The following is a 22,737-nucleotide window of genomic DNA, read 5'->3' as shown; positions in this document are numbered from 1 at the left end:
ATAAGTTAAGAGTTGGGATTCAATCCAGTAAAGCAAAACTTTCCATTATATCATAAAATTATTTTGCAAGAGGTCTATTATATTCATCACGCTCTTCCGGTTCTCCAAAGTGATTAACTAAAGCGGTTCGCAAAGCTGATAAAAGCTTGAGAGTATCACTAGACCACCACCGTTCAATATGAAATATTTTTGGTGTCCAGTTGTCGCGTACTCTCAGAATTTTGTACTCTTTGAGGACTTGTTTTACTTGCTTGCGAATATCTATTAAACAGTCTTCGGAGTAGTTCCGGCACTTAGCATTTCCCAGCCAAATCAGAAACGGATTAATGTCAAATGAAAATGCTTGGTGTCCTAGTTCCGCAGCAACAAGTCCTGTAGTAGCTGTACCAGAAAAAGGGTCAAGAACGATCGCCTCTGTCCCAACATTAGCCAAAAGCTTTTCGACAAGCTTAACTCCATAGGCGGGAGTCAGCCGCAGCCACCCGTGCCGCCCAAGACTCCGATTAGCTTTGAAAGTATAGTCAGATCTTTGTTGAATAGTAGATATCATTACTCTGCGCGTAGTAGAATTTCTAATGTGCTGTAAACTTCGCTTTTGATCGCCTCAGAATTTTGGCGAAAGAAGTCTGCCAAATCATAGCCTAAAACTTCCTTACAAAAAGCAAACAGCGAAATTTGACTACTGCCTGATGTCGTGCCAATAATTATTCCCCCACGATTGTTTCGATAGCGTAGTAATAAATCTGCATCAATCTGAGAGGAAAAAATTGCAAAAACTGGTAGATAGCCGTATGCCCAAGCCACAGCAATATTATCTATGTCAGCATTTTGTCTCTTGCTATCTTTACTTTTATATCCCTGCCGAACTTCAAAAACTGCGCCTTTCGCTGGTGCAGGCACACTGAGCAAACTGCTATAGTCTGCTATCCACTGAATGACTTTTCCTTTAACTTCAAGATTCTGAATTTTGGCAACTTCTAGTCTCGCATCGTAAGGATAAGGTTTTATTCTTATCGTTTTTGGTTTTTGTAATATAAGACCACAGGGCGTATTCTGGAGCTTGGTATTCTGTGCGATCGATAATTATCTGTCTGAATAGATTCTCGCAGCCTTTGCCAACCTGTCTGTACACCGAGGTCATCCCACCAGCGGCTTTATGGGCAGCATACATCAAATCCGAGTCAAGACCGATCCAGGAGTAAAACGGGTCTTCTCCGTATAATAATAAAAATCTTGCCAAATCTAGCCCTTGTTCTTTATTGCCCAGTCCAAACTTAGGCTTGTATCGTCTGCATACTTTTATGGGATCTAGAAATATTTTGAGGTAAAGGTTTTCGTCGGTCACGGTGGATGCTACATCTTCTATCTGAATCAACCAAGTATAACGCTAACCTGGCTGTTGAGTGGAGTTTCGTGTCAGTATTTGTGAATGCAGGTCAAGGCTGGCGTTTGTTTAATATGGATGAAGTTGTTAACACCAAAACTATACTTTCAGGTTTTAGCATAATTGTCAACGAATTATTAGCATGAAAATAACTTGCCATAAATGCTATTATATGAAACAATCTAGGATGTTGCAATTTCAAACTACTGTTGGGAACACAAATAAAATATCATGGAGAGATTCAGAGTAGAAGTTATTTCTCAAACACCAAATCCTCAGCAAGTAGTTTATGCTGCACTCCATCAAGACTATACTGAGAACTTTGTATTTGACGAGCGGGATTCGTGGCCATCTGAGGCAGAATGTGGCGAAGTAATTGTTAAAAGGCTCCTGGCGGGCGATCGGGGGCATTACGGCCCCTTAGAACATCCCCAAATTATTTTTAATTGCGGCTATTTTCCTCACAGCGTCATGCAGCAGGCGAGAACTCATCGTGTCGGAGTATCATTTGATGTTCAATCTCTGCGGTACACAGGTAATCAATTTCTTGATGCCGCTGTCGGCAAAAAAGATATCGAAGATATTTTTTACCTGCGTCCAGTAGATTATTATACTGACCGGGAAGGCAAAAAATATTACTATTCTCCTGAACAAAGAGCAAAAGATTTAGAGTGGTGTCTAGAAGCTGCTAAACGTTACAAAATTGACTTCGATGGTGGGATGTCCGAGGAACACGCCAGAGGTAAATTACCCTTTGATTATCGTCAGCATTTTGTAGTCAGTTTCAATTTAAGGTCTTTTCTGCATTTTTCCGATTTGAGAAATAAGAAAAATGCTCAACTTGAAATTCAAAAACTCTGCGAAATGATGTGGCCTCATTTTGAAAGTTGGGCTCCGGGCATAGCTAAGTGGTACACAGCTACTCGTCTGGGAAAAGCAAGGCTAGCCCCGTAAGATGATTGCCTTTTCTGGCTAATTGCGTAGGCCAGAAACCGGGTTTTTTAAGCAAATTTAGCTAAAAACCCTCAATATCTGTAAAAAACCCGGTTTCTTGAGCTTTGTGTGTAAAAAGTCGGGTATCTCAAACAAGAAAATTTCAGGTTGACTAAAATCAAGCAAACAGCAAACAAAATGAAATTAAAAATTCTGCAACTCCATGAATTAGCGATAATTCCCCAATACGCCCATGAATCTGATGCTGGACTAGACTTATTTTCTATAGATGAATTAGAAATTAATCCCGGAGAAAGTAAGTTAATTCATACAGGTATATCCATAGAATTACCTGAAAAAACTGAGGCTCAAATTCGTCCCCGAAGTGGTTTAGCTCTCAATCACAAAATCACTGTGCTCAATGCACCAGGTACAATAGATGAGGGCTATCGAGGCGAAATCGGAGTGATCTTAATCAATCACGGTCAAACTTCATTTAAGGTGACAAGAGGCATGAAAATTGCTCAAATGGTAATAGCGCCAGTAATTCGCGTTGAGATTGAAGAAATTAAAATGTTAAGTTCGAGTTCTAGGGGAGATAAGGGATTTGGATCAACTGGACTCTGACAATAAATTCTCGTTGCGATAAAGTTCTCATTCTAAATTTTAAATGAACAATACACCAGACAACTACGAACCACCTCACAGACCAAATTGGGACGAATATTTTTTAATGTTAGCAAAATTAGCTGCTACTCGATCGACTTGTTTGGCTTTTCCCGTCGGCGCGGTAATCACGAAAAACAGGCAAGTGCTAGCTACGGGTTACAACGGTTCGCCGTCAGGATCCTTACACTGTACGGCTCAAGGCTTCTGCTATCCCGGTTTGAGCAGTTGCGATGCTAGTAAAACTTTGCCGTCGCGGGCGGTTCACGCTGAAGCAAATGCGATCGCCGCTGCTGCAAAACATGGCATATCTACCGCTGGTGCTAGCATTTACGTCACCTTAGAACCCTGCATTTATTGTTTGAAATTAGTCATTTCTGCTGGGATTCGGGAAGTGTTTTATGAAACAGGTTTTAACAGCGGAGAAAAAGCTGAATTGAGAGATTCTTTTATCGCTGAAGGTATTGTTGAGTTTACACAAATTAAGCTATCTGAAGATACAGCAAAAAAGGGGGCTCTATTTCTACTGAATCCTACATCAGTGCTAAAAGAAGAACGGGCGGTTGAAACCGCGTCTATACAAACAAAACCCGCCTCCGCGGGTTGAAGATTAGACAAGATTGTATAAATCTTTGATTGATAAGTCAACCGCAGATTTAACGCAGATAGTTTGCGACTTTTGCAAGAGGTCTACTCAACGGTTAAAATGACGTTATTTTCTTCAGTCAGCGGAGGCGGACATCGTTTGATAAGAAGCGGTTTCAACCGCCGTCTGCATCTCAATCAAACTCATTCACAACTTGCAAATAGTCGATCGCCGCATCTATCCTGGAAGAATACTTAAAAGCAAACTGATCGAACCAATATCTCTCATCGGAATTCTTATCCAAATTTTTCAGCCAAACTTGAGCTTGCCTAACTTTTTGTCTGTGCGTTTGTACTTCCAACTCCGGCTGCGTAACCTTTGCGGCTGGCCGCGGTTCCAGTGCAGTCACTTCCTGAGCTTTGTTTTGTGCTTCGTGCTCAGGCTTAAGCGGTTCCAGTGCAGCCACTTCCTGAGATTTATTTTGTGCTTCGTACTCAGCCTTAATTTGGGCTAAATCCTTGTCTAAAGTACCAGCATACAAATTTAGATCTGATGTTTTAACTGTTGGATTTGACCGCACTGTTGCTGGTGGCAAAGGCGCTTGGGCTGGCACTGGTGGCTGATTTTTCAACTCAGCTTTTTTTTGAGATGCTTGATATTCTGCCTTAAGTTCAGCTAACAGGCGATCGATCGATTCCATGACTTAAAACCCCCTAAAAAATGCTGTTGCGCCAACTAACACAAATACAATCGCGCGAAGTTGACCAGAAAGAATTGGTTTAAAGCCGGAACCCTTGTAGGGAGAAATTAAAAGCAGACTATTACATCACTCCAATCCTCTTCCTTCTAGGTAGAGGTCGCCCTCAAGCTGTCAACTGTCAACTGTCAACTATCAACTGTCAACTGAATAAACCGCTTTCTCAATCAGTTATTGCATTCAGCAATACTTCCGTCAGGGTCATTCCTTCAATATCATCCATCGTCACAGTATCAACGATATCGAATTTAGCCCCGGCGCTTTGCAGTTCGTCATCCAATATCTTGAGAAACTTAGTAGCTTCTGGGGCATTCCCTACTTGAATGAAGGAAATCGCCAGCTCTTCATCTCGATCGAGCTTCCGCGATGCTTCTATAATCGTTTTCATTACTTCTTTGCGATCGTCCGGTTCCCCGTCCGTCACCACTAATATTGTTTCCCCATTTTGCTTAGTCTTACCGGATGCTTTGCGCTGAAAATAACTGTTCAGAGCGTCTTGGAGAACCGCCGCCAAATTTGTAGTCCCGGAAGGTTCGTTTTCTAGGAATATTTGCACGACTTTAGCTGCTGTTACGTTGTCGTAGCGTTTGAAACGACCGGAAAACAAATAAACTGTTATGCCATCAGGGTCAAGTTCTTCGCATTTATTCGCCAGTGCGATCGTCGATTCTTGCATCAGCGCCCAGCGACTTTTCCCGCCCATTTGGTCTTTCGTGTACATACTGCCGCTTTTGTCAATGATTATTGTATAATCGCGGTTCTGAAGCATATTATTTTTCCTGTTAATTAAGAAGTTTTTCCCAAAAAGAGCAAAACCAGCGAGCCTAAGCTGTTGAGCTTGATTTGCTCGCTGCGTTTTTTAGTTGATGTGCGATCGCCAATACCGGAATTTAAGCTGCAACTAAAGCATCTTTAAGCGGCTTCCAGGTAAAAGTGCGATCGCCCCCCATCTCTACTGCTATTTTAACTCGCGGTTCTAGCGTCGGCAAAACAGTCAAATACTCAACTTCCTGACTAGACAAAATCTGCCCTTCAATAATCCAGAGTACCAGTCCTTTTGCTTTCGGTGGCAAATTATCTAATTGAGTTTGCAACATCGGCGGCACGTAGTAGGTATAACCCACAGCCCCTTCGTTGCCAGTAGTTTTCTTGCCCAAATGCGGCGGCCGCACCCCATGAATCCCCGTCAAATACATCGCCAAATCGCCCAAGCCCCGCGCCGTAATCGTGTACGCACCGTAGCCTTTTGCCCTCAGCCTGCGCAGGTAGCGCCCCTCAAATCCTCCCTCTAAAGGAACGTACAGGGCCAGCGACCCCGACTTTTCCAAATCCCGAATCATATCCGCACCAGTGGTAATCAGTCCCATAAATTTGTCTTGCCTGTGGTTTTACATTTGGTCGATCGCAGGAGAGCGAGCTTAAAGTATTATAAATGCTAAAGCTGAGGCGAAAAGTTATCAAGATAGGCCTTGACAAACTGCAAACACTTCATGTAGTGTTATTAGTTGGCGCTGTCAAGGATACTGAGTAGATTACTATTCAAGTCCTAGCCCAAATAAGCAAGACCGAAATAAAAGTCGGAGATAAAACAGGCAAAAAGCCTCGAATGTCAACCCTTGCAAGACTTCCACAAGCTCCCAAATTTAAAATTCAAATTTTAAACACCGAGGAAAGCTGTTGGTTGATAACAGTTAATTGCGGAAACACTGAAATAGATGTTTCTGCACAAGAGCAAGCGGATTGACGTAAACTTCGTAATCCGAAACCTCTTGCGTAAACAAAAGGAAGAAAAATCCGTGTCTGTAGGCATTCTTGGCACTAAACTAGGCATGACTCAAGTGTTTGACGCTGAAGGGAGAGCAATCCCCGTCACCGTCATACAAGCAGGGCCTTGTACAGTAACTCAAATCAAAACAAAACAAACTGATGGCTACGGTGCCATTCAGATTGGATACAGTGAAGTCAAACCAAAGGCTCTCAACAAGCCAGAATTGGGACATCTTGCCAAGTCGGGGGCGAATCCATTGCGCCACTTGCAGGAATACCGCTTGGAAGACACCAGTTCCTTTGAATTAGGCCAACAGCTAAACGCTGATGCCTTTACACCGGGACAGATAGTAGATGTCATCGGTACAAGCATCGGTAAAGGTTTTGCAGGCTTTCAAAAGCGCCACAACTTTAAACGAGGCCCCATGTCTCACGGTTCTAAAAATCACCGCGAACCTGGATCGATCGGGCCTGGAACAACTCCCGGTCGTGTTTATCCCGGTAAAAGAATGGCGGGACGTATGGGCAACGTTCAAGTCACCGTCCGCAAACTCACAATTGTCCGGGTGGATACAGAGCAGAATCTGTTGCTAATTAAGGGAGCAGTTCCCGGAAAAGCTGGCGCTTTAGTCAATGTTGTGCCTGAGAAAAAAGTAGGACGTTAGTCAGTAGCCAGTAGTCAGTAGTCAGTAGTCAGTAGTCAGTAGTCAGCAGTCATTAGTCATTAGTTGGCGGTTAGCAGTCAGCAATAACTAAGAACTAAAAGCTGAAAACTAAGAGCTAATAACAGACAACAGACAACAGACAACTAAAAACAGACAACAGAAAACTCAAAAACAGACAACAAACACAAAGCGACAAAGGACAAAAGATATGGTTAACTGTGTAGTGCGAAATTGGCAAGGCGAAGAAGTTGGAGAAACAACTTTAGAGCTTCGCGTAGCCAAAGAAGAAAATGCGTCTCACGTTGTTCACAGAGCATTGACGCGGCAAATGAATAACGCCCGTCAAGGCAATGCTTGCACCAAAACGAGAGCGGAAGTCAGAGGCGGTGGCCGCAAACCCTGGCGTCAAAAAGGTACCGGCCGAGCCAGAGCAGGTTCGATCCGTTCTCCACTGTGGCGTGGCGGCGGTGTCATCTTCGGGCCAAAACCGAGAGACTTTGAAGTCAAAATGAACAAGAAGGAACGCCGTCTCGCTTTGCGGACAGCATTCTTCAGTCGTACCGAAGACATGATTGTGGTTGAAGAATTTGCAGAGCAATTTCCGAGACCGAAAAGCAAAGAACTGCTGAGTGCGATCGCCCGTTGGGGTATCGACTCCAATAAAAAAGTTCTGTTAATCTTGCCAGAACCGCAACTCAACGTTTACTTGTCAGGACGCAACATCGAATTAGTCAACGTCATCTTGGCAACTTCCCTGAATGTTTACGACGTTCTTGCGGCTGACAAAATTATCGTTACATCTACAGCCATAGCTAAAATTCAGGAGATTTACGGTGAGTAAAATCGACCCCCGCGACTACGCAGATTTGATCCAGCGTCCGATTCTCACCGAGAAAGCTACCCGAATGATGGAATTAAATCAATTCACATTCGACGTAGCCCCGAAAGCGACCAAACCTCAAATCAAAGCTGCAATCGAAGAGCTATTTAAGGTTAAAGTCACCGCTGTCAACACCCAAAACCCGCCGCGCAAAAAGCGTCGAGTTGGTAAATTCGTCGGTTTTAAACCTTGTTACAAGCGAGCAACCGTCACTTTGCTAGACGGAGACTCGATCCGCAAACTCCTATTCCCAGAAGTTTAGCCAATTTTGGATTTTAGATTTTAGATTAAAGAATTGCAGTTAGCTAGTGCAAATTCCCCATCTAGGAAACTGGCAAGTTAACTGATTAATCCCAAATCTAAAATCTAAAACCGCAAAGTCCAAAATCCCAAGTCTAAAATCTAAAATCTAAAATCGATTATGGGCATTCGTTCTTACCGACCTTATACCTCTAGTACCCGAGAAAAGACCGTCTCGGACTTTGCTGAAATTACGAGATCAGAACCAGAAAAGTCTCTAACCAGCAACAAGCACACCAAACAAGGCCGCAACAACCGAGGCGTCATTACCTGTCGCCACCGGGGAGGCGGTCACAAACGGCTTTATAGAACGATCGACTTCCGCCGCGACAAACACAGCATTCCTGCTACTGTCAAGGCGATCGAGTATGACCCCAACCGCAACGCCCGCATCGCCCTCCTGTTCTATAAAGACGGCGAAAAACGGTACATTCTGCACCCGCTCAACTTAAACGTCGGTACAGTAATTGTCTCAGGCCCAGACGCGCCGATCGAAATCGGCAACGCCCTACCCCTGAAAAACATTCCCCTCGGTACCAGCATCCACAACGTCGAGCTAGTACCAGGTAAAGGCGGACAAATCGTCCGTTCCGCAGGCTCCAGCGCTCAGCTAATGGCAAAAGAAGGTACCTACGTCACCCTCAAACTGCCATCCGGTGAACAACGCAAAGTCCGCGCCGACTGCTACGCTACGATCGGTCAAGTTGGCAACACAGACGCGAGAAACGTCAGCCTCGGTAAAGCCGGTCGCACCCGCTGGAAAGGCCGCAGACCAACAGTTCGTGGTAGTGCCATGAACCCGGTAGATCACCCGCACGGTGGTGGCGAGGGCAGAGCGCCCATCGGGCGTCCAGGGCCAGTCAGTCCTTGGGGAAAACCAGCATTGGGTGCCAAGACTCGAAGCAAGAACAAGCGCAGCGACTCTTTAATCGTTCGGCGCCGCCGCAAATCTTCCAAGCGTGGCAAGGGCGGCAGACAAAGTTAAGGAAGAAGGAAGAAGGAAGAAGGAAGAAGGAAGAAGGAAGAAGGAACAACGAAAAAGTTTTCCGTGCTCTTTTATTCCTGCAACTTTCTTCCCAATTCAATTCCAACTACTAATTACTAATTACCAAAATCATGTCTCGATCGTTAAAAAAAGGCCCGTTTGTCGCAGATCATCTGATGACAAAGATCGAAAAGCTCAATGCCGCAGGCCAAAAACAAGTAATTAAAACTTGGTCGCGATCTTCCACAATCCTGCCCCAAATGGTAGGTCACACGATCGCAGTTCACAACGGCAAACAGCACGTCCCAGTCTACCTGACAGACCAAATGGTCGGTCACAAACTCGGAGAATTCTCCCCCACTCGCACCTTTAGAGGTCACGCGAAAAGTGGTGATAAAAAGGCCAAAAGATAGCCTAATTAGGTGACAGGTAATAGGTAAGCGGAAAAACTTTTCCCCAATTACCAATTACCTTTTCCCCAATTACCATTTACCAATTACCCAAATCGAAATGGCTATAGATACCACATCCGAAATTAAGGCGATCGCCCGTTACATCCGAACATCGCCCTTCAAAGTGCGCCGAGTCCTCGACCAAATTCGCGGCAAAAGCTACCAAGAAGCGCTGATTTTACTCGAATTCATGCCCTACCGCGCCTGCGAACCAATTGTCAAAGTTTTGCGATCGGCAGTAGCCAACGCCGAACACAACGCAGGATTGGACAAAAGCAAGCTCGTAGTCTCTCAAGCTTACGCAGACCAAGGCCCAGTCCTCAAACGCTTTAGACCACGCGCTCAAGGTCGCGCCTACCAAATCCGCAAGCCAACTTGCCACATTACGGTAATAGTTGCTCCGATCGCAGAAGACTAAACCAGGGAAAACGTAATAGGTAATAAACAGCTTAAAGTAGAAAAAATAGGTAATCACCAATTACTTTTCTTCAAGGCACGGAAATCACGGAGTGGCAGACAGTTGTTTTTTACTTCTTTCTTCTTCCTTCTTCCTTCTTCCTTCTTCCTTCCCTGTTACCAATTACCAATTACCAATTAACTCATCAAATATTATGGGCCAAAAAATACATCCAATTGGTTTTCGCCTCGGCATTACCCAAGAGCACCGCTCTCGCTGGTTTGCTGACCCGAAAAACTATCCAGAACTCTTGCAAGAAGACTTCAAAATTCGCAAGTACGTCCGCAAAACCCTCAGCAATGCTGGCATTTCTTCGGTCAGAATTGAACGCAAAGCCGATCAAATCGACCTAGAAGTATTCACCGCCAGACCGGGCGTTGTCGTAGGCCGCGGCGGAGCAGGTATCGAAACCTTGCGCGTCGGTTTGCAACAACAACTTGGCAGCAATCGCCAAATTCGCATCAACGTCGTCGAAGTTCAACGAGTAGATGCAGATGCCACGCTGATCGCAGAATACATCGCCCAGCAACTAGAACGGCGCGTATCCTTCCGCCGAGTAGTCCGCCAAGCAATCACCCGCGCTCAAAAAGTCGGCGTCCAAGGCATCAAAATTCAAGTCAGCGGACGCCTCAACGGCGCAGAAATCGCCCGTACCGAATGGACGCGCGAAGGCCGAGTCCCCTTGCACACGCTGCGGGCCGACATCGACTACTCCTACTGCACCGCTCAAACCATCTACGGTATTCTGGGTATTAAAGTTTGGGTATTCAAAGGCGAAATTATTCCCGGACAGGAACAAGAATCCGCACCGAATGCAGCAGTGCCCCGGACTAAACAAAAGCGCCGCCGTCAGAACTTTGAAGATCGATCGAACGAAGGCTAACAGTCAATTGACAGTTGACAGTTGACAGTTGACAGCGAAGGGCGAGTAAGTTCGTGCTGTCTGCTATACCGATTACCAATTACTGAATTCCCTAGCCATGTTAAGCCCTAAAAGAACAAAATTCCGCAAACAACAGCGCGGGCGAATGAGCGGTATTGCCACCCGCGGCAACTCAGTTAGCTTTGGCGACTTCGCACTCCAAGCGATCGAACCCGCCTGGATCACTTCCCGCCAAATAGAAGCCGGACGGCGCGCCATGACCCGCTATATTCGCCGGGGCGGCAAAATCTGGATTCGCATTTTTCCCGACAAACCAGTCACCCAGCGCGCAGCAGAAACCCGGATGGGTTCCGGTAAAGGCGCACCTGAGTTTTGGGTAGCCGTGGTCAAACCCGGCCGGATTATGTTTGAAATTGGTGGTGTAACCGAAGAAATTGCCCGCGAAGCAATGCGTTTAGCATCTTTCAAATTACCGATTAAAACCAAGTTCATCACCCGCGCGGAAGACCCGTCATCGTGATAATCGAAGGTAGAATTAGGTCGGCATTGGTTAAAATTTTAAAGGGCTACAGCAATTTAAAATCTGCCATTCATCACTTTTCTGTCCTTCGACCTTCAGGATTTAGACAATTCTGTCGTCACTAGACCGCTAACGAGAAAGCACACAATTATGTCTTTGCCCAAGATTAAAGAAGCTAGAGAATTAAGCGATGCAGCACTAGCAGAGCAAATTTTAGCCGTCAAGCGCCAACTAATGGAATTGCGGCTTCAGCAAGCTACTGGCCGCATGGAAAAGCCTCACCTGTTCAAGCACGCCAAACACCGCGTCGCTCAATTGATGACAGTTGAACGCGAGCGCCAAGTCGCTGCTGATGCACAAGCTACTGCTGAAAAATTAGCCGCATCTCAAGCAGCCGCAGAAGCAGCTCCAACCGAAGTCAGCCCAGAGTGAGCAGCTCAAAAAAACTCAATCGCACAACAAAGATAGGTAGCTATGGCAGTTAAAGAACGAGTTGGCGTAGTAGTCAGCGACAAGATGGATAAAACCGTCGTGGTAGCAATCGAAAACCGCTCTTCCCACACCAAATACGGCAAAATTGTAGTCCGCACCAAGCGCTACAAAGCTCACGACGAAGAGAATAAGTGCAAATCGGGCGATCGCGTCCGCATCACCGAAACTCGCCCCTTGAGCAAAACCAAACGCTGGATGGTTGCTGAGATTTTCGGTGCAAAAAATGGCTAACAGTTAATTTCTAATTGCTCGCGTAGTGCGATCGGCTTTCTCCAGCGATCGACCATCCATTAGCAATTAGCAGTTAGCAGTTAGTAAGCATCAAATTACCTTTTCCCCAATCACCATGATTCAACCCCAGACATACCTCAATGTCGCCGACAATAGCGGAGCTCGTAAGCTCATGTGCATCCGCGTATTGGGAGGCGGCAACCGCCGTTACGGCGGAGTCGGCGATGTCATCATTGCCGTCGTCAAAGACGCCATCCCCAATATGGCAGTCAAAAAATCCGATGTCGTCAGAGCCGTTATTGTCAGAACCCGCAAAGCTTTACGTCGCGACAGCGGCATGAGCATTCGTTTTGACGACAACGCCGCCGTGATTATCAATCCCGAAGGCAACCCCAAAGGCACTCGCGTTTTCGGGCCAGTCGCCCGCGAACTCCGCGACAAAAACTTTACTAAAATCGTTTCCTTAGCCCCAGAGGTACTTTAAAATGTACGGAAAAAAGGGTAAACCAACTAGCGAGCCGCAGCGCTACAGAATGCACGTCAAAGCAGGCGACACCGTGCAAATAATTACTGGCAAAGAGAAAGGAAAAGTCGGAGAAATCTTAAAGACATATCCTAAAGTCAGCAAAGTAATTGTTAAAGGCGTAAATATCAGAACCAAGCACGTCAAGCCCCAACAAGAAGGGGAATCGGGAAAAATCGTCACATTTGAGGCTCCCATTCACAGCTCAAATGTGATGCACTATTCCGAAAAAGAGAAAATCGCCAGCCGCGTCTGCTATACATTTAGTGAGGATGGCCGTAAACTGCGACAACTCAAAAAAACCGGAGAAATTCTGGATAATTAGTCATTAGTCCTTAGTCATTAATTGGCAACTAACAACTGGCAACTAACAACTGACAACTGACAAAGAACAATTCCCTGACCAAGCCCAGGGACAGTTAACGAAACACAAAAACTATGCCGGACAAACTCAAAGTTCTTTATCAAGGAAAAATCGTTCCGAAACTGATGGATCAGTTTCAATATACTAATATCCATCAGGTTCCCAAACTCGTCAAAGTTACCGTGAACCGCGGTTTGGGAGAAGCATCTCAAAATGCTAAGGCACTCGATTCGTCGCTCAGCGAAATTGCCATCATCACCGGGCAAAAACCCGTGGTGACGCGGGCGAAAAAGGCGATCGCAGGCTTCAAAATCCGCAAAGGAGTACCAGTCGGCGTGATGGTAACGCTGCGTGGCGATCGGATGTACGATTTTCTCGATCGGCTGATCAACCTCGCACTCCCCCGCATCCGCGACTTCCGCGGCATCAGTCCCAAAAGCTTTGACGGGCGCGGCAACTACAGCTTGGGTCTGAGAGAACAGCTAATCTTTCCAGAAATAGAATATGACCGCATCGATCAAATTCGAGGCATGGACATTTCAATTATCACCACAGCAAATACCGACGAAGAAGGACGTGCCTTGCTTAAAGAAATGGGAATGCCGTTCCGGGACAACTAAGCACTAGAGTAAGAAGCAAAAGATGGCAGCTAACGATACCATAGCAGATATGTTGACGCGCATTCGCAATTCTTGCATGGCGCGCCACCAAACAACACAGATTCCAGCTACAAAAATGACCCGTAGCATCGCCCAAGTTCTCAAAAACGAAGGCTTTATCAGCGAATTTGAAGAAGCAGAACCAGAAGGGATTAAGCGAACTATAGTGCTTTCTTTAAAGTACAAAGGTAAAACTCGCAAGCCCATTATCACGGCACTTAAGCGAGTCAGCAAACCAGGACTTCGCGTTTACTCGAACCGCAAAGAACTGCCCAGAGTATTAGGAGGAATTGGCATTGCCATTATCTCCACCTCCAGCGGCATTATGACCGATAGAGAAGCCCGACGCCAAGGTTTGGGCGGTGAAGTGCTTTGTTATGTTTGGTAGTCATTAGTCATTAGTCATTAGTCACTGGTCATTGGAAACAGACTCAAGAATCAATCACTAAGGACTAATAACTAAAGGCTAATAATCAAGGACTAATAACTAAAAACAAAGGACAAAAAAATATGTCGCGAATTGGCAAGCGTCCGATTAGCATCCCCACCAAAGTCACCATCACCCTAGACGGTCAAAAAGTAGCCGTCAAAGGCCCTAAAGGTGAACTTTCCCGAGTAATCCCAGCCGAAATCGTCATGGGACTCGAAGGTGAGACTTTACTCGTTACCCGCCGAGACGAATCTCGCGTCGCCAGACAACTGCACGGCCTCTGCCGCACCCTAGTCGCCAACATGGTCGAAGGTGTCTCCGCAGGTTTTCAGCGTCGCCTAGAAATTATCGGCACAGGTTATCGGGCACAGGTTCAAGGACGGAACCTGATTTTAAACGTCGGTTACAGTAAGCCAGTTGAAATGCCCCCTCCAGAAGGCATCACAGTGGCAGTTGAAGGCAACACCAACGTCATTGTCTCCGGCATTGACAAAGAACTCGTAGGCAACACAGCAGCCCGCATCCGCGCGGTGCGTCCGCCCGAAGTTTACAAGGGCAAAGGCATTCGCTACAGCGGCGAAGTCGTCCGTCGCAAAGCTGGTAAAACAGGCAAAACAGGTAAGAAGTAAACATGAAGCTTACTCGCAAAGAATCAGTCCACCGCAGACACCGCCGCGTGCGGCGCAAGGTATTCGGCACCGCCGAACGTCCCAGATTAGCGGTATTTCGATCGTCCAATCACATCTACGCTCAAGTAATCGACGACACGGCACAGCACACTTTGGCTGCTGCGTCAACCCTCGACCCAGAACTGAAGTCAGATCTCAGTTCTGGCAGCAACTGCTCCGCGAGCGTCCAAGTCGGTCAGTTGATTGCCAAACGCTGTTCCAGCGCTGGCATAGCTAAAGTCGTCTTCGATCGCGGAGGCAACCTCTATCACGGTCGCGTCAAAGCCCTCGCAGATGCAGCTCGCGAAGCCGGGTTAGAATTTTAGGAAGCAGGAAGTTCGGCAACGGATTGTGTAACGGATGTAACGGATAGCAGGAATCAGGAATCTCGAATCTCGAATCAAATTCTTATTTTTTTAGATAAAGAAAGAAGAAACAATCGAGAACAAAATTCTGAATTCCTAATTGTTAATTTCTACTTGCCAACAACCAGTTAGCAATCTTCAATTCCCACAACACAAAACTATGGCAGAACAAAAAGAACAGCGCAACAAGAAAAAAAGCAGCAGTAACAACAAAGGGCGCGAAAAAGAATCCGAATGGCAAGAACGGGTTGTTCAGATTCGTCGCGTTACCAAAGTAGTCAAAGGTGGTAAAAAACTCAGCTTCCGCGCCATAGTCATCATCGGCAACGAACGCGGTCAAGTTGGAGTGGGAGTCGGCAAAGCTAGCGACGTAATCGGTGCCGTTAAAAAAGGCGTTGCTGACGGCAAAAAGCACCTAATTGAAGTCCCCCTCACCAAAGCTAACTCCATCCCTCACCCGATCAACGGTGCAGGTGGCGGAGCCAAAGTAATGATGCGTCCGGCAGCACCCGGAACCGGCGTAATTGCAGGGGGAGCAGTGCGAACTGTTCTCGAACTAGCAGGAGTCCGCAACATCTTAGCCAAACAGCTAGGTTCCGGAAACCCCTTAAACAACGCCAGAGCAGCAGTCAACGCCCTCTCCACCCTCCGCACCTTGTCCGAAGTTGCTCAAGAACGCGGAATTCCAGTAGAAAACCTCTACGGTTAGGGCATAGAGCATGGGAAACCGTAAGTTTTGAGTGTTAAGTGTTGGCGTTGAGAATCAAAAATCCGCAACTCAAAACTCACGCACTCAAAACTACTGCGCACCCGCTCTCTAAATACCAATTACCAATTACCAATTACTAAAACTATGAGATTGCAAGACGCCCGACCCAAAGCAGGCTCCCAAAAGCGCCCCCGACGCTTAGGCAGAGGTATTTCTGCCGGTCAAGGCGCGAGCTCCGGTAAAGGGATGCGCGGTCAAAAAGCTAGAGCCGGTAGTGGCACTAGACCCGGTTTTGAAGGTGGTCAAAATCCTCTTTATCGTCGCCTGCCCAAGCTGAAAAGCTTCCCTTTAGTGAACCGCAAAGAGTACACTATCATTAATGTAAGTAAATTAGCATCCTTGCCAGCAAACACAGAAGTTACTCTCACCTCTTTGATTCAAGCAAAAATTGTCACGACAGACGATGGGCCGCTGAAAATATTAGGAGATGGCGAATTGAATGTGGCTTTGCAAGTGCGCGCCAAGGCTTTTACCGCAGGTGCTCGCACCAAAATTGAAGCCGCCGGCGGAAGTTGCGAATTAATTGCATGAAGATTTGAGGTTTGAGAAGATGTCCAAATCTCAAATCCTCAAGCTGGCTATCAGAAAATCATTTAGTCGAAAATCCCAAATCTAAAATCCAAAATCGTAACTATGGACGTTAGTAGAGAAAAAGCGCCAACTGCACAAGAGACATTCATGCAGATGGCTCAAGCAGCTGGTCTGCGGGGCCGCATCCTCGTCACCATTGGCTTATTGATTTTAGTGCGCCTGGGTGTCCACTTGCCAGTCCCCGGCATCGATCGCGCCGCCTTTGCCCAAAACGTCCAAAACAGCCCTTTAATTGGCTTTTTGGACTTGTTTTCAGGAGGTGGGCTATCAGCTTTGGGGATTTTCGCGCTGGGGATTTTGCCCTACATTAATGCTTCAATTATCGTGCAACTTCTAACTGCGGCTCTGCCCAGTTTAGAAGATATGCAGAAAAATGATGGAGAAGCAGGGCGACGCAAGATTTCTCAAATTACTCGCTACGTTTCTTTGGGCTGGGCTATTCTGCAAAGCGTTGGCATTGCGATTTGGGTCAGTCCTTTTGCTCAATCTCCGGGACCTTTTTTCATCCCACAAACAGCTTTGGCTCTCACAGCCGGCTCGATGTTTGTGATGTGGATATCGGAAGTGGTGACGGAACGAGGTATTGGGAACGGAGCCTCGCTGTTGATATTTATCAACATTGTGTCGGTTTTGCCGCGTTCTTTGGGACAAACGTTTGAGTTGGCTCAAAGTGGCGACACGCAAGTTGTCGGCCGTGTAGTGGTTCTGCTGCTGGTCTTTTTGGTGACGATTGTCGGGATTGTTTTTGTTCAGGAAGGTACTCGTCGCATTCCGATTATTTCTGCCCGTCGCCAAGTCGGTCGCAAGGTTTATCGGGAGAGTCGCAGTTATCTACCCCTGCGCTTAAATCAAGGCGGAGTGATGCCGATTATTTTTGCATCTTCGGTGTTGATTGTGCCTTCTTTCCTCGCTCAGTCTCTCAATCAGCCGTTTTTGGTTCAAGTTGCTAATGTGTTGAGTCCGAACGGCCCGGCGCCTTGGGCTTACGCGCTGTTTTATCTGACTTTGATTCTGTTCTTCAGCTATTTTTACGCTTCGTTGATTGTCAACCCCGTAGATATGTCTCAGAACTTGAAGAAAATGGGCGCCAGCATCCCTGGAATTCGTCCTGGTCAGAAAACCAGCGATTATGTGGAGAAGGTTTTGAACCGTTTGACTTTCTTGGGAGCGATTTTTCTCGGTCTGGTGGCCATTGTACCAACGGCTGTAGAAAGTGCGATCGGCGTCCAAACTTTTAGAGGGTTTGGTGCAACTTCCCTACTAATTCTAGTGGGTGTGGCGATCGAAACGGCTAAGCAAATTCAAACTTACGTCATCTCCCAGCGATATGAAGGAATGGTGAAGTAATCGCAATGCAACTGATTTTTATGGGGCCTCCAGGGGCAGGAAAGGGAACTCAGGCTCAGGTTTTAGCCGCTCTCTGGAAAATACCCCACATTTCTACGGGTGACATCCTCCGCGCCTGCGTGGTAGCGAAAACTCCCTTGGGTTTAAAAGCCCAAGCCTACATGGATGCTGGTGATTTGGTTCCCGACCAGTTATTGATGGATATCGTACAAGAACGCATGAATCAACCAGATGCTAGTTCTGGCTGGATTCTAGACGGATTTCCCCGCACTGTGCCACAAGCAGCGTTTTTTGACAAACTACTCTGTGATGTTAGCGGTGCTGGGGGAACGTCTGGTAAGGACTGCGCTCTCAGAGCTGTCAATTTGGACGTACCTGACGACATTTTGGTGGCTCGCCTGCTGTCGCGGGGGCGCCAGGATGACAATGAGGAGACGATCCGCCGTCGGTTGCAAGTTTATCGCGAGCAAACTGAGCCTTTAATTGCTTTTTACCGCGCCCGCGAACAGTTGGTTGCGGTTGATGGCGATCGCGATATGGAAGTAGTCACCGCAGAACTGCAACAAGCTCTCTCTGGCGACTCTTGAACCCTCTCAATAGGGCTTGTTACTTACAAGCTTTTGCTAAGATGTGTTAACTAGGAGCTTTTTGTGCTATAGGGTTTGGTGAGGGTTGCTAGAAACAGGATTGAACTCGATACTACTTGCCACAACTTTACTCCAGTAAAGCTGAAGCGATCGGTTAATTAAGTCAAGCAGTCGATCGAGTTACCCGAATTATTGCCCCGTGCCCCTTCGACTCCTGCTTTGTAAATAGGTTTTGAAGCAAACGCCGGGACACTCCTAGTTAATCAAATGTAGAGTTGAGGTAAATACCAAATTGTCTAAGCAAGATTTAATTGAAATGGAAGGGACAGTGACGGAATCACTGCCGAATGCGATGTTTCGCGTTGACCTAGATAATGGGTTTAACGTTCTAGCTCACATTTCCGGTAAGATCCGCCGCAACTACATCAAAATTCTGCCTGGCGATCGCGTCAAAGTTGAATTAACTCCCTACGACTTGACCAAAGGCAGGATTACTTATCGCCTTCGGAAAAAATAGGCTTAGATAAAACTTTCTAAAAACTAATTCTAAGTTTAATTAGAGAGAATTTGGTAAAAAGCTTCAAATTTATGCTATAATGCTACGTTTGTAGTGTTGCCGAGAAGGCCGTCAACAACCCAGCGGCGTACCGGGTTAAGTCATTGCTACGCCGTTTAAGTATCGCTCGTCCACATTTTTGTGCAGGCGAACTTTACCCAGCAATGGGAGTGGGTCCAAGCGAGCTCCTTCATAAAACAACCCGCACTTTATACAATTTAATCGAGGAGAGGTCTACACCTTGCCCAGCCTCTCCTCCCACCGCTCTACGGGCCAGCGTGCCTGCTCTCCGGTAGAGCGGGGTTCTCCAGGCAGGAAGAAAGATGAAAGTTCGAGCATCTGTCAAAAAAATTTGTGAAAAATGTCGCGTCATCCGCCGTCGCGGTCGAGTGATGGTGATATGCACTAACCCGAAACACAAACAGCGCCAAGGTTAGAAAACAGGAAGATTGGGATCTGCACACAGGTGCTGCCTAATTCAACATTGTAGCCAAACAGGAAAACTAGGGAGACAAAAAGTGTGGCACGGATTGCCGGGGTAGACCTTCCACGCGATAAGCGCGTCGAAATAGGTCTGACATACATTTACGGAATAGGCCTGTCGCGGGCCCAAAAAATTATCGCTGCAACAGGCGTCAATCCTGACACTCGCGTCAAGGATTTAACAGAGGCCGACGTGACCATTCTACGGGCTCACGTAGAAAGCACCTACCAAATCGAAGGAGACCTCCGGCGCTGGGAGTCAATGAACATCAAGCGCCTGATGGATATCGGGACTTACCGCGGTCGCCGTCACCGTTTGGGTCTGCCGGTGCGGGGTCAACGAACCCGTACCAACGCCAGAACCCGTCGAGGCGTCCGCCGTACAGTGGCGGGCAAGAAAAAAGCACCGTCCAAGAAATAACAGCAGTTTGCAGGAAATTTATGTTCCTGCCGACTGTTTCCTCGCCTTTGGGGAGACTACTTCAATGAAAACGATAAAGAGACTAATATGCCGCCACGACAACAGACAGGCAAGAAATCTGGTGCAAAAAAGCAAAAACGTAACGTACCGAATGGGGTAGGCTACATCCAGTCTACCTTTAACAATACGATCGTAACTATTACCGACCTTAACGGCGAAGTAATATCCTGGGCATCAGCAGGTTCCAGCGGTTTTAAAGGAGCTAAAAAAGGTACTCCCTTTGCAGCTCAAACAGCAGCAGAAAGTGCAGCCCGCAGAGCCAATGACCAGGGAATGCGTCAAATAGAAGTAATGGTGAGCGGGCCCGGAGCAGGTCGAGAAACTGCAATTCGGGCGCTGCAAGGGGCGGGACTAGAAATTACCCTGATTAGAGATGTTACCCCAATTCCTCACAACGGCTGTCGCCCTCCCAAGCGGCGTAGAGTCTAAAACGATTTGAGATTTTAGATTTTAGATTTTGGATAATGGCTAACTGCTTAAAGTGAAAAAATAATGCTTCTAACTGTTGCCCCGTCCATCCAAAATCCGAAATCCGTTCAGGGGTATGCTCTGCAATCTAAAATCCAAAATCAAAAATCCAAAGTGGAAAAGGGAGGTCACTCTGTGGCGCAGTTTCAGATTGAATGTATAGAGTCTAATACTGACAAAGACCGGAGTCAGTACGGTAAATTTGTCCTGGAACCGCTCGATCGCGGTCAAGGAACAACTGTCGGGAACGCGCTTCGGCGAGTCCTGATGTCAAATCTGGAAGGAACGGCAGTAACTTCAGTGCGTATCGCGGGTGTCAATCACGAGTTTGCCACGATCGAAGGGGTACGTGAGGATGTTCTGGAAATTCTCCTGAACATGAAGGAGGTTGTTCTCAAAACTCATTCTCAGCAGCCGCAAATCGGCAGGTTGCGGATTGAGGGGCCAGTCACAGTTACTGCCGATCGATTCGATTTGCCCTCTGAGGTGGAATTGATCGATAAATCGCAGTATATTGCGACTCTCTCTCCGGGTTCTGTTCTGGAAATGGAATTCAGAATTGAAAAAGGCATCGGATACCGAGCGGTAGACCGCACTCGCGATGATGGGTCGGCTTTGGATTTTCTCCAAATTGACGCTATCTTTATGCCGATTCGCAAGGTTAACTACAGTGTTGAAGATGCTCGGCTGGGCGGCACTGTCGAGAAAGATCGATTGGTGATGGAAATCTGGACTGATGGCAGTGTGACTCCTCAAGAAGCTCTGAGTCAGTCTGCCCATATCTTGGTAGATTTGTTTGCTCCTCTCAAAGATATCACCCAAGATTCTCTGAAACCAGAGTACCCAGGTGAGGCCGATCCTACGAGCCAAATCCCGATCGAGGAATTACAGTTGTCTGTCCGGGCTTACAACTGTCTCAAGCGGGCTCAGATTAATTCAGTTGCAGACTTATTGGATTATACCCAAGAAGACTTGCTCGAGATTAAGAACTTCGGGCAGAAATCCGCAGAGGAAGTGATTGAAGCTTTACAAAAACGCTTGGGCATAACTTTGCCTCAGGAAAAATCAGCTAAAAGTTAATCAACGGGTAACGGGTAAAGCTGTTCGGAATTTTAAGTGGGTGAGTTCTTGGGTTCAAGAATTCACGGCTCAAAACTCGCGGACTATCCCTACGCCCAATTACCAATTACCAATTACTAACTGCTATGCGCCACCGCTGTCGCGTTCCTCAACTTAGCAAACCGGCTGACCAGCGCCGCGCCCTACTGCGTTCGCTGACTACCGAATTAATCCGCCACGGTAAAATCACTACTACTCTTGCCCGCGCTAAAGCGCTGCGCTCAGAGGCGGACAGGATGATTACTTTGGCCAAAGATGGCTCCTTGGCCGCTCGTCGGCAAGCTATGGGCTATATCTATGACAAACAGTTGGTGCACGCCTTGTTTGAGGCTGCCCAAGAACGGTACGGCTCGCGCAATGGGGGCTATACCCGTGTAGTGCGAACTGTCCCCCGTCAAGGAGACAATTCCGAAATGGCGATCGTTGAACTGGTTTAATGCAATTTTGGGTTGGAGATTTTTGATTCATGACTAACAATCCAAAATCCCCAATCGAAAATGCCCGATCGATGCAGCGCGTTGCTCTGGTGATCCAATACCTCGGCACTGACTTTCACGGTTGGCAGCGACAGCCGAACCAGCGTACAGTACAAGAAGAAATTGAAACAACAATATCGAATGTGCTGGAACGGCCGGTAACGCTGTACGCCGCCGGGAGAACTGATGCGGGAGTTCACGCTGCTGCTCAAGTAGCCCATTTTGATGCTGATGGCCCAATTCCGGCTCACCGCTGGGCAAGCGTTCTCAACTCTCGACTGGCAAAAGATATTTTAATTCGAGCTTCGGCAAAGGTGGAACCTACCTGGCACGCTCGGTTCTCAGCCAGTTGGCGGCGCTATCGCTACACCCTTTATACAGACCCGATTCCTAATTTGTTTGTGCGTCCTTATGCTTGGCACTGCTACCACGCGCCTGTGGACGAATCTTTGATTCAGGCCGCTTTGACACCGCTAATCGGGCGGCATCACTTGGCGGCTTTCCACCGCGCGGGGTCTGCCCGCCCCCATTCTTGGGTGGACGTACAAGCAGCAGAGTGTCACCGTTCTGGGCCTCTTATCTATATTGAGGTTCAGGCGAGCGGGTTTCTGTACGGGATGATGCGGCTGCTGGTGGGGTTGCTGGTGCAGGTGGGTCGGGGGGAAAGACCGATCGACAATTTCACAGATATCTGGGTCAACGAACGCCGAGAAATGGTAAAATACGCCGCTCCCGCTCAAGGTTTATGCCTGCTGCGGGTTGGCTATTCAGAATTTCCCTTTCCCCCAGATGTTTGGTACGACACTCAGCCAAAATTAGTCATTAGTCAGTAGTCAGTAGTCAGTGGTCAGTAGTCAGTGGTCAGTGGTCAGTGGTCAGTGGGTAACTACGAA

At 47.1% G+C, this 22,737-nt stretch carries 37 protein-coding genes; 32 read left to right on the top strand and 5 right to left on the bottom strand.

The genetic code is table 11. The annotated features are described in order from the left end of the window. Positions 1-58: 58 nt before the first annotated feature. Together QUB52_RS16235 and QUB52_RS16230 are read right to left on the bottom strand one after the other, a co-directional pair. Positions 59-550 carry a DNA methyltransferase gene (locus QUB52_RS16235; protein ID WP_332973915.1) on the bottom strand — a complete coding sequence of 164 codons (492 nt, stop codon included), beginning with the start codon at positions 548-550 and terminating at the stop codon, positions 59-61. Then, positions 550-900, bottom strand: a complete 351-nt coding sequence (locus QUB52_RS16230; RefSeq protein WP_332973917.1) for a hypothetical protein — start codon at positions 898-900, stop codon at positions 550-552. Before QUB52_RS16230 ends, QUB52_RS16235 begins: the two co-directional genes overlap by 1 nt. A 450-nt stretch (positions 901-1,350) precedes the next feature. On the opposite strand from QUB52_RS16230, the gene QUB52_RS16225 reads away from it, so the two are divergent. The 4 genes from QUB52_RS16225 (at position 1,351) to QUB52_RS16210 (ending at position 3,590) form a co-directional block, all read left to right on the top strand. Then, the gene (locus tag QUB52_RS16225) at positions 1,351-1,530 is read left to right on the top strand and encodes a hypothetical protein (protein ID WP_332973918.1); all 180 of its coding nucleotides are present in this window, start codon (positions 1,351-1,353) and stop codon (positions 1,528-1,530) included. An 85-nt stretch (positions 1,531-1,615) separates the two neighbouring features. Beyond that, the gene (gene thyX / locus QUB52_RS16220; protein ID WP_332973919.1) at positions 1,616-2,338 is read left to right on the top strand and encodes an FAD-dependent thymidylate synthase; all 723 of its coding nucleotides are present in this window, start codon (positions 1,616-1,618) and stop codon (positions 2,336-2,338) included. 177 nt (positions 2,339-2,515) lie between these two features. Continuing rightward, the gene (gene dut / locus QUB52_RS16215) at positions 2,516-2,944 is read left to right on the top strand and encodes a dUTP diphosphatase (protein WP_332973921.1); all 429 of its coding nucleotides are present in this window, start codon (positions 2,516-2,518) and stop codon (positions 2,942-2,944) included. Positions 2,945-2,987: 43 nt separating this feature from the next. Beyond that, on the top strand, positions 2,988-3,590 hold the full coding sequence (locus QUB52_RS16210) for a deoxycytidylate deaminase (RefSeq protein WP_332973922.1): 603 nt from the start codon (positions 2,988-2,990) through the stop codon (positions 3,588-3,590). A gap of 172 nt (positions 3,591-3,762) precedes the next feature. On the opposite strand, the gene QUB52_RS16205 is transcribed toward QUB52_RS16210, so the two are convergent. The 3 genes from QUB52_RS16205 to QUB52_RS16195 all read right to left on the bottom strand — a co-directional run bounded on the left by QUB52_RS16205 (position 3,763) and on the right by QUB52_RS16195 (position 5,693). Continuing rightward, the gene (locus QUB52_RS16205; protein WP_265233176.1) at positions 3,763-4,269 is read right to left on the bottom strand and encodes a salt stress protein, Slr1339 family; all 507 of its coding nucleotides are present in this window, start codon (positions 4,267-4,269) and stop codon (positions 3,763-3,765) included. 220 nt (positions 4,270-4,489) lie between these two features. Beyond that, a complete protein-coding gene (locus QUB52_RS16200; RefSeq protein ID WP_332966287.1) occupies positions 4,490-5,095 on the bottom strand; it encodes a vWA domain-containing protein in 606 nt (201 codons plus the stop codon). A gap of 121 nt (positions 5,096-5,216) precedes the next feature. Next, complete coding sequence (locus tag QUB52_RS16195; protein ID WP_265233174.1) at positions 5,217-5,693, bottom strand: NAD(P)H-quinone oxidoreductase subunit N; 477 nt, start codon at positions 5,691-5,693, stop codon at positions 5,217-5,219. Positions 5,694-6,122: 429 nt separating this feature from the next. Between QUB52_RS16195 and rplC the strand changes: the two genes are divergently transcribed. The 28 genes from rplC to truA all read left to right on the top strand — a co-directional run bounded on the left by rplC (position 6,123) and on the right by truA (position 22,677). Beyond that, positions 6,123-6,758 (top strand): 50S ribosomal protein L3, encoded by a 636-nt coding sequence (gene rplC / locus QUB52_RS16190; RefSeq protein ID WP_265233277.1) that lies wholly within the window; start codon positions 6,123-6,125, stop codon positions 6,756-6,758. 208 nt (positions 6,759-6,966) lie between these two features. Then, positions 6,967-7,599, top strand: a complete 633-nt coding sequence (gene rplD, locus QUB52_RS16185; RefSeq protein WP_265233173.1) for a 50S ribosomal protein L4 — start codon at positions 6,967-6,969, stop codon at positions 7,597-7,599. Then, positions 7,592-7,900: a 50S ribosomal protein L23 gene (locus QUB52_RS16180; RefSeq protein WP_265233172.1), complete on the top strand. Its 309-nt coding sequence runs from the start codon at positions 7,592-7,594 to the stop codon at positions 7,898-7,900. Before rplD ends, QUB52_RS16180 begins: the two co-directional genes overlap by 8 nt. A 159-nt stretch (positions 7,901-8,059) precedes the next feature. Next, the gene (gene rplB, locus QUB52_RS16175; RefSeq protein ID WP_265233171.1) at positions 8,060-8,923 is read left to right on the top strand and encodes a 50S ribosomal protein L2; all 864 of its coding nucleotides are present in this window, start codon (positions 8,060-8,062) and stop codon (positions 8,921-8,923) included. Next, positions 8,898-9,149, top strand: coding sequence for a hypothetical protein (locus tag QUB52_RS16170; RefSeq protein ID WP_265233284.1), 252 nt, complete (start codon positions 8,898-8,900; stop codon positions 9,147-9,149). The genes rplB and QUB52_RS16170 overlap by 26 nt, the downstream gene beginning before the upstream one ends. After that, positions 9,055-9,336 (top strand): 30S ribosomal protein S19, encoded by a 282-nt coding sequence (gene rpsS / locus QUB52_RS16165; RefSeq protein ID WP_265233170.1) that lies wholly within the window; start codon positions 9,055-9,057, stop codon positions 9,334-9,336. The genes QUB52_RS16170 and rpsS overlap by 95 nt, the downstream gene beginning before the upstream one ends. A 97-nt stretch (positions 9,337-9,433) precedes the next feature. Beyond that, entirely contained in the window at positions 9,434-9,793 is a 360-nt protein-coding gene (gene rplV, locus QUB52_RS16160; protein ID WP_265233169.1) for a 50S ribosomal protein L22, read from the top strand. A 193-nt stretch (positions 9,794-9,986) separates the two neighbouring features. Continuing rightward, positions 9,987-10,715 carry a 30S ribosomal protein S3 gene (rpsC, locus tag QUB52_RS16155; RefSeq protein ID WP_265233168.1) on the top strand — a complete coding sequence of 243 codons (729 nt, stop codon included), beginning with the start codon at positions 9,987-9,989 and terminating at the stop codon, positions 10,713-10,715. Between the two features lie 97 nt (positions 10,716-10,812). Further along, a complete protein-coding gene (gene rplP, locus QUB52_RS16150; protein WP_265233167.1) occupies positions 10,813-11,235 on the top strand; it encodes a 50S ribosomal protein L16 in 423 nt (140 codons plus the stop codon). Positions 11,236-11,385: 150 nt separating this feature from the next. Next, positions 11,386-11,667: a 50S ribosomal protein L29 gene (gene rpmC / locus QUB52_RS16145; RefSeq protein ID WP_265233166.1), complete on the top strand. Its 282-nt coding sequence runs from the start codon at positions 11,386-11,388 to the stop codon at positions 11,665-11,667. 42 nt (positions 11,668-11,709) lie between these two features. After that, complete coding sequence (rpsQ, locus tag QUB52_RS16140; RefSeq protein ID WP_265233165.1) at positions 11,710-11,958, top strand: 30S ribosomal protein S17; 249 nt, start codon at positions 11,710-11,712, stop codon at positions 11,956-11,958. Positions 11,959-12,073: 115 nt separating this feature from the next. After that, complete coding sequence (gene rplN / locus QUB52_RS16135) at positions 12,074-12,442, top strand: 50S ribosomal protein L14 (RefSeq protein ID WP_193973611.1); 369 nt, start codon at positions 12,074-12,076, stop codon at positions 12,440-12,442. Position 12,443: 1 nt separating this feature from the next. Beyond that, entirely contained in the window at positions 12,444-12,806 is a 363-nt protein-coding gene (gene rplX / locus QUB52_RS16130) for a 50S ribosomal protein L24 (RefSeq protein ID WP_265233163.1), read from the top strand. Between the two features lie 113 nt (positions 12,807-12,919). Continuing rightward, positions 12,920-13,465: a 50S ribosomal protein L5 gene (gene rplE, locus QUB52_RS16125; RefSeq protein ID WP_265233162.1), complete on the top strand. Its 546-nt coding sequence runs from the start codon at positions 12,920-12,922 to the stop codon at positions 13,463-13,465. Positions 13,466-13,487: 22 nt separating this feature from the next. Further along, entirely contained in the window at positions 13,488-13,892 is a 405-nt protein-coding gene (gene rpsH / locus QUB52_RS16120; RefSeq protein ID WP_265233161.1) for a 30S ribosomal protein S8, read from the top strand. Between the two features lie 122 nt (positions 13,893-14,014). Then, positions 14,015-14,563: a 50S ribosomal protein L6 gene (gene rplF, locus QUB52_RS16115; protein ID WP_265233160.1), complete on the top strand. Its 549-nt coding sequence runs from the start codon at positions 14,015-14,017 to the stop codon at positions 14,561-14,563. Between the two features lie 2 nt (positions 14,564-14,565). Further along, positions 14,566-14,928, top strand: coding sequence for a 50S ribosomal protein L18 (gene rplR, locus QUB52_RS16110; protein ID WP_265233159.1), 363 nt, complete (start codon positions 14,566-14,568; stop codon positions 14,926-14,928). 199 nt (positions 14,929-15,127) lie between these two features. Beyond that, positions 15,128-15,676 (top strand): 30S ribosomal protein S5, encoded by a 549-nt coding sequence (gene rpsE / locus QUB52_RS16105; RefSeq protein WP_265233158.1) that lies wholly within the window; start codon positions 15,128-15,130, stop codon positions 15,674-15,676. A 144-nt stretch (positions 15,677-15,820) separates the two neighbouring features. After that, on the top strand, positions 15,821-16,267 hold the full coding sequence (rplO, locus tag QUB52_RS16100) for a 50S ribosomal protein L15 (RefSeq protein ID WP_265233157.1): 447 nt from the start codon (positions 15,821-15,823) through the stop codon (positions 16,265-16,267). Between the two features lie 102 nt (positions 16,268-16,369). Next, a complete protein-coding gene (secY, locus tag QUB52_RS16095) occupies positions 16,370-17,674 on the top strand; it encodes a preprotein translocase subunit SecY (protein WP_265233156.1) in 1,305 nt (434 codons plus the stop codon). 5 nt (positions 17,675-17,679) lie between these two features. After that, complete coding sequence (locus QUB52_RS16090) at positions 17,680-18,261, top strand: adenylate kinase (protein WP_265233155.1); 582 nt, start codon at positions 17,680-17,682, stop codon at positions 18,259-18,261. Between the two features lie 292 nt (positions 18,262-18,553). After that, positions 18,554-18,778 carry a translation initiation factor IF-1 gene (infA, locus tag QUB52_RS16085; protein WP_006276978.1) on the top strand — a complete coding sequence of 75 codons (225 nt, stop codon included), beginning with the start codon at positions 18,554-18,556 and terminating at the stop codon, positions 18,776-18,778. 362 nt (positions 18,779-19,140) lie between these two features. Continuing rightward, positions 19,141-19,254, top strand: coding sequence for a 50S ribosomal protein L36 (gene rpmJ / locus QUB52_RS16080; RefSeq protein ID WP_015178722.1), 114 nt, complete (start codon positions 19,141-19,143; stop codon positions 19,252-19,254). Between the two features lie 83 nt (positions 19,255-19,337). Beyond that, complete coding sequence (gene rpsM, locus QUB52_RS16075) at positions 19,338-19,721, top strand: 30S ribosomal protein S13 (protein WP_265233151.1); 384 nt, start codon at positions 19,338-19,340, stop codon at positions 19,719-19,721. Positions 19,722-19,808: 87 nt separating this feature from the next. Further along, positions 19,809-20,210, top strand: coding sequence for a 30S ribosomal protein S11 (gene rpsK, locus QUB52_RS16070; protein ID WP_265233150.1), 402 nt, complete (start codon positions 19,809-19,811; stop codon positions 20,208-20,210). Positions 20,211-20,384: 174 nt separating this feature from the next. Next, on the top strand, positions 20,385-21,329 hold the full coding sequence (locus tag QUB52_RS16065; protein WP_265233276.1) for a DNA-directed RNA polymerase subunit alpha: 945 nt from the start codon (positions 20,385-20,387) through the stop codon (positions 21,327-21,329). A 125-nt stretch (positions 21,330-21,454) separates the two neighbouring features. Then, entirely contained in the window at positions 21,455-21,805 is a 351-nt protein-coding gene (rplQ, locus tag QUB52_RS16060) for a 50S ribosomal protein L17 (protein WP_242719721.1), read from the top strand. Between the two features lie 29 nt (positions 21,806-21,834). Next, a complete protein-coding gene (gene truA, locus QUB52_RS16055) occupies positions 21,835-22,677 on the top strand; it encodes a tRNA pseudouridine(38-40) synthase TruA (protein ID WP_332973923.1) in 843 nt (280 codons plus the stop codon). Positions 22,678-22,737 lie beyond the last annotated feature (60 nt).

This window comes from Microcoleus sp. A6-C6 (genome assembly GCF_036705955.1).
GTDB lineage: Bacteria > Cyanobacteriota > Cyanobacteriia > Cyanobacteriales > Microcoleaceae > Microcoleus.
This window is presented reverse-complemented; position numbering and strand designations above follow the sequence as displayed.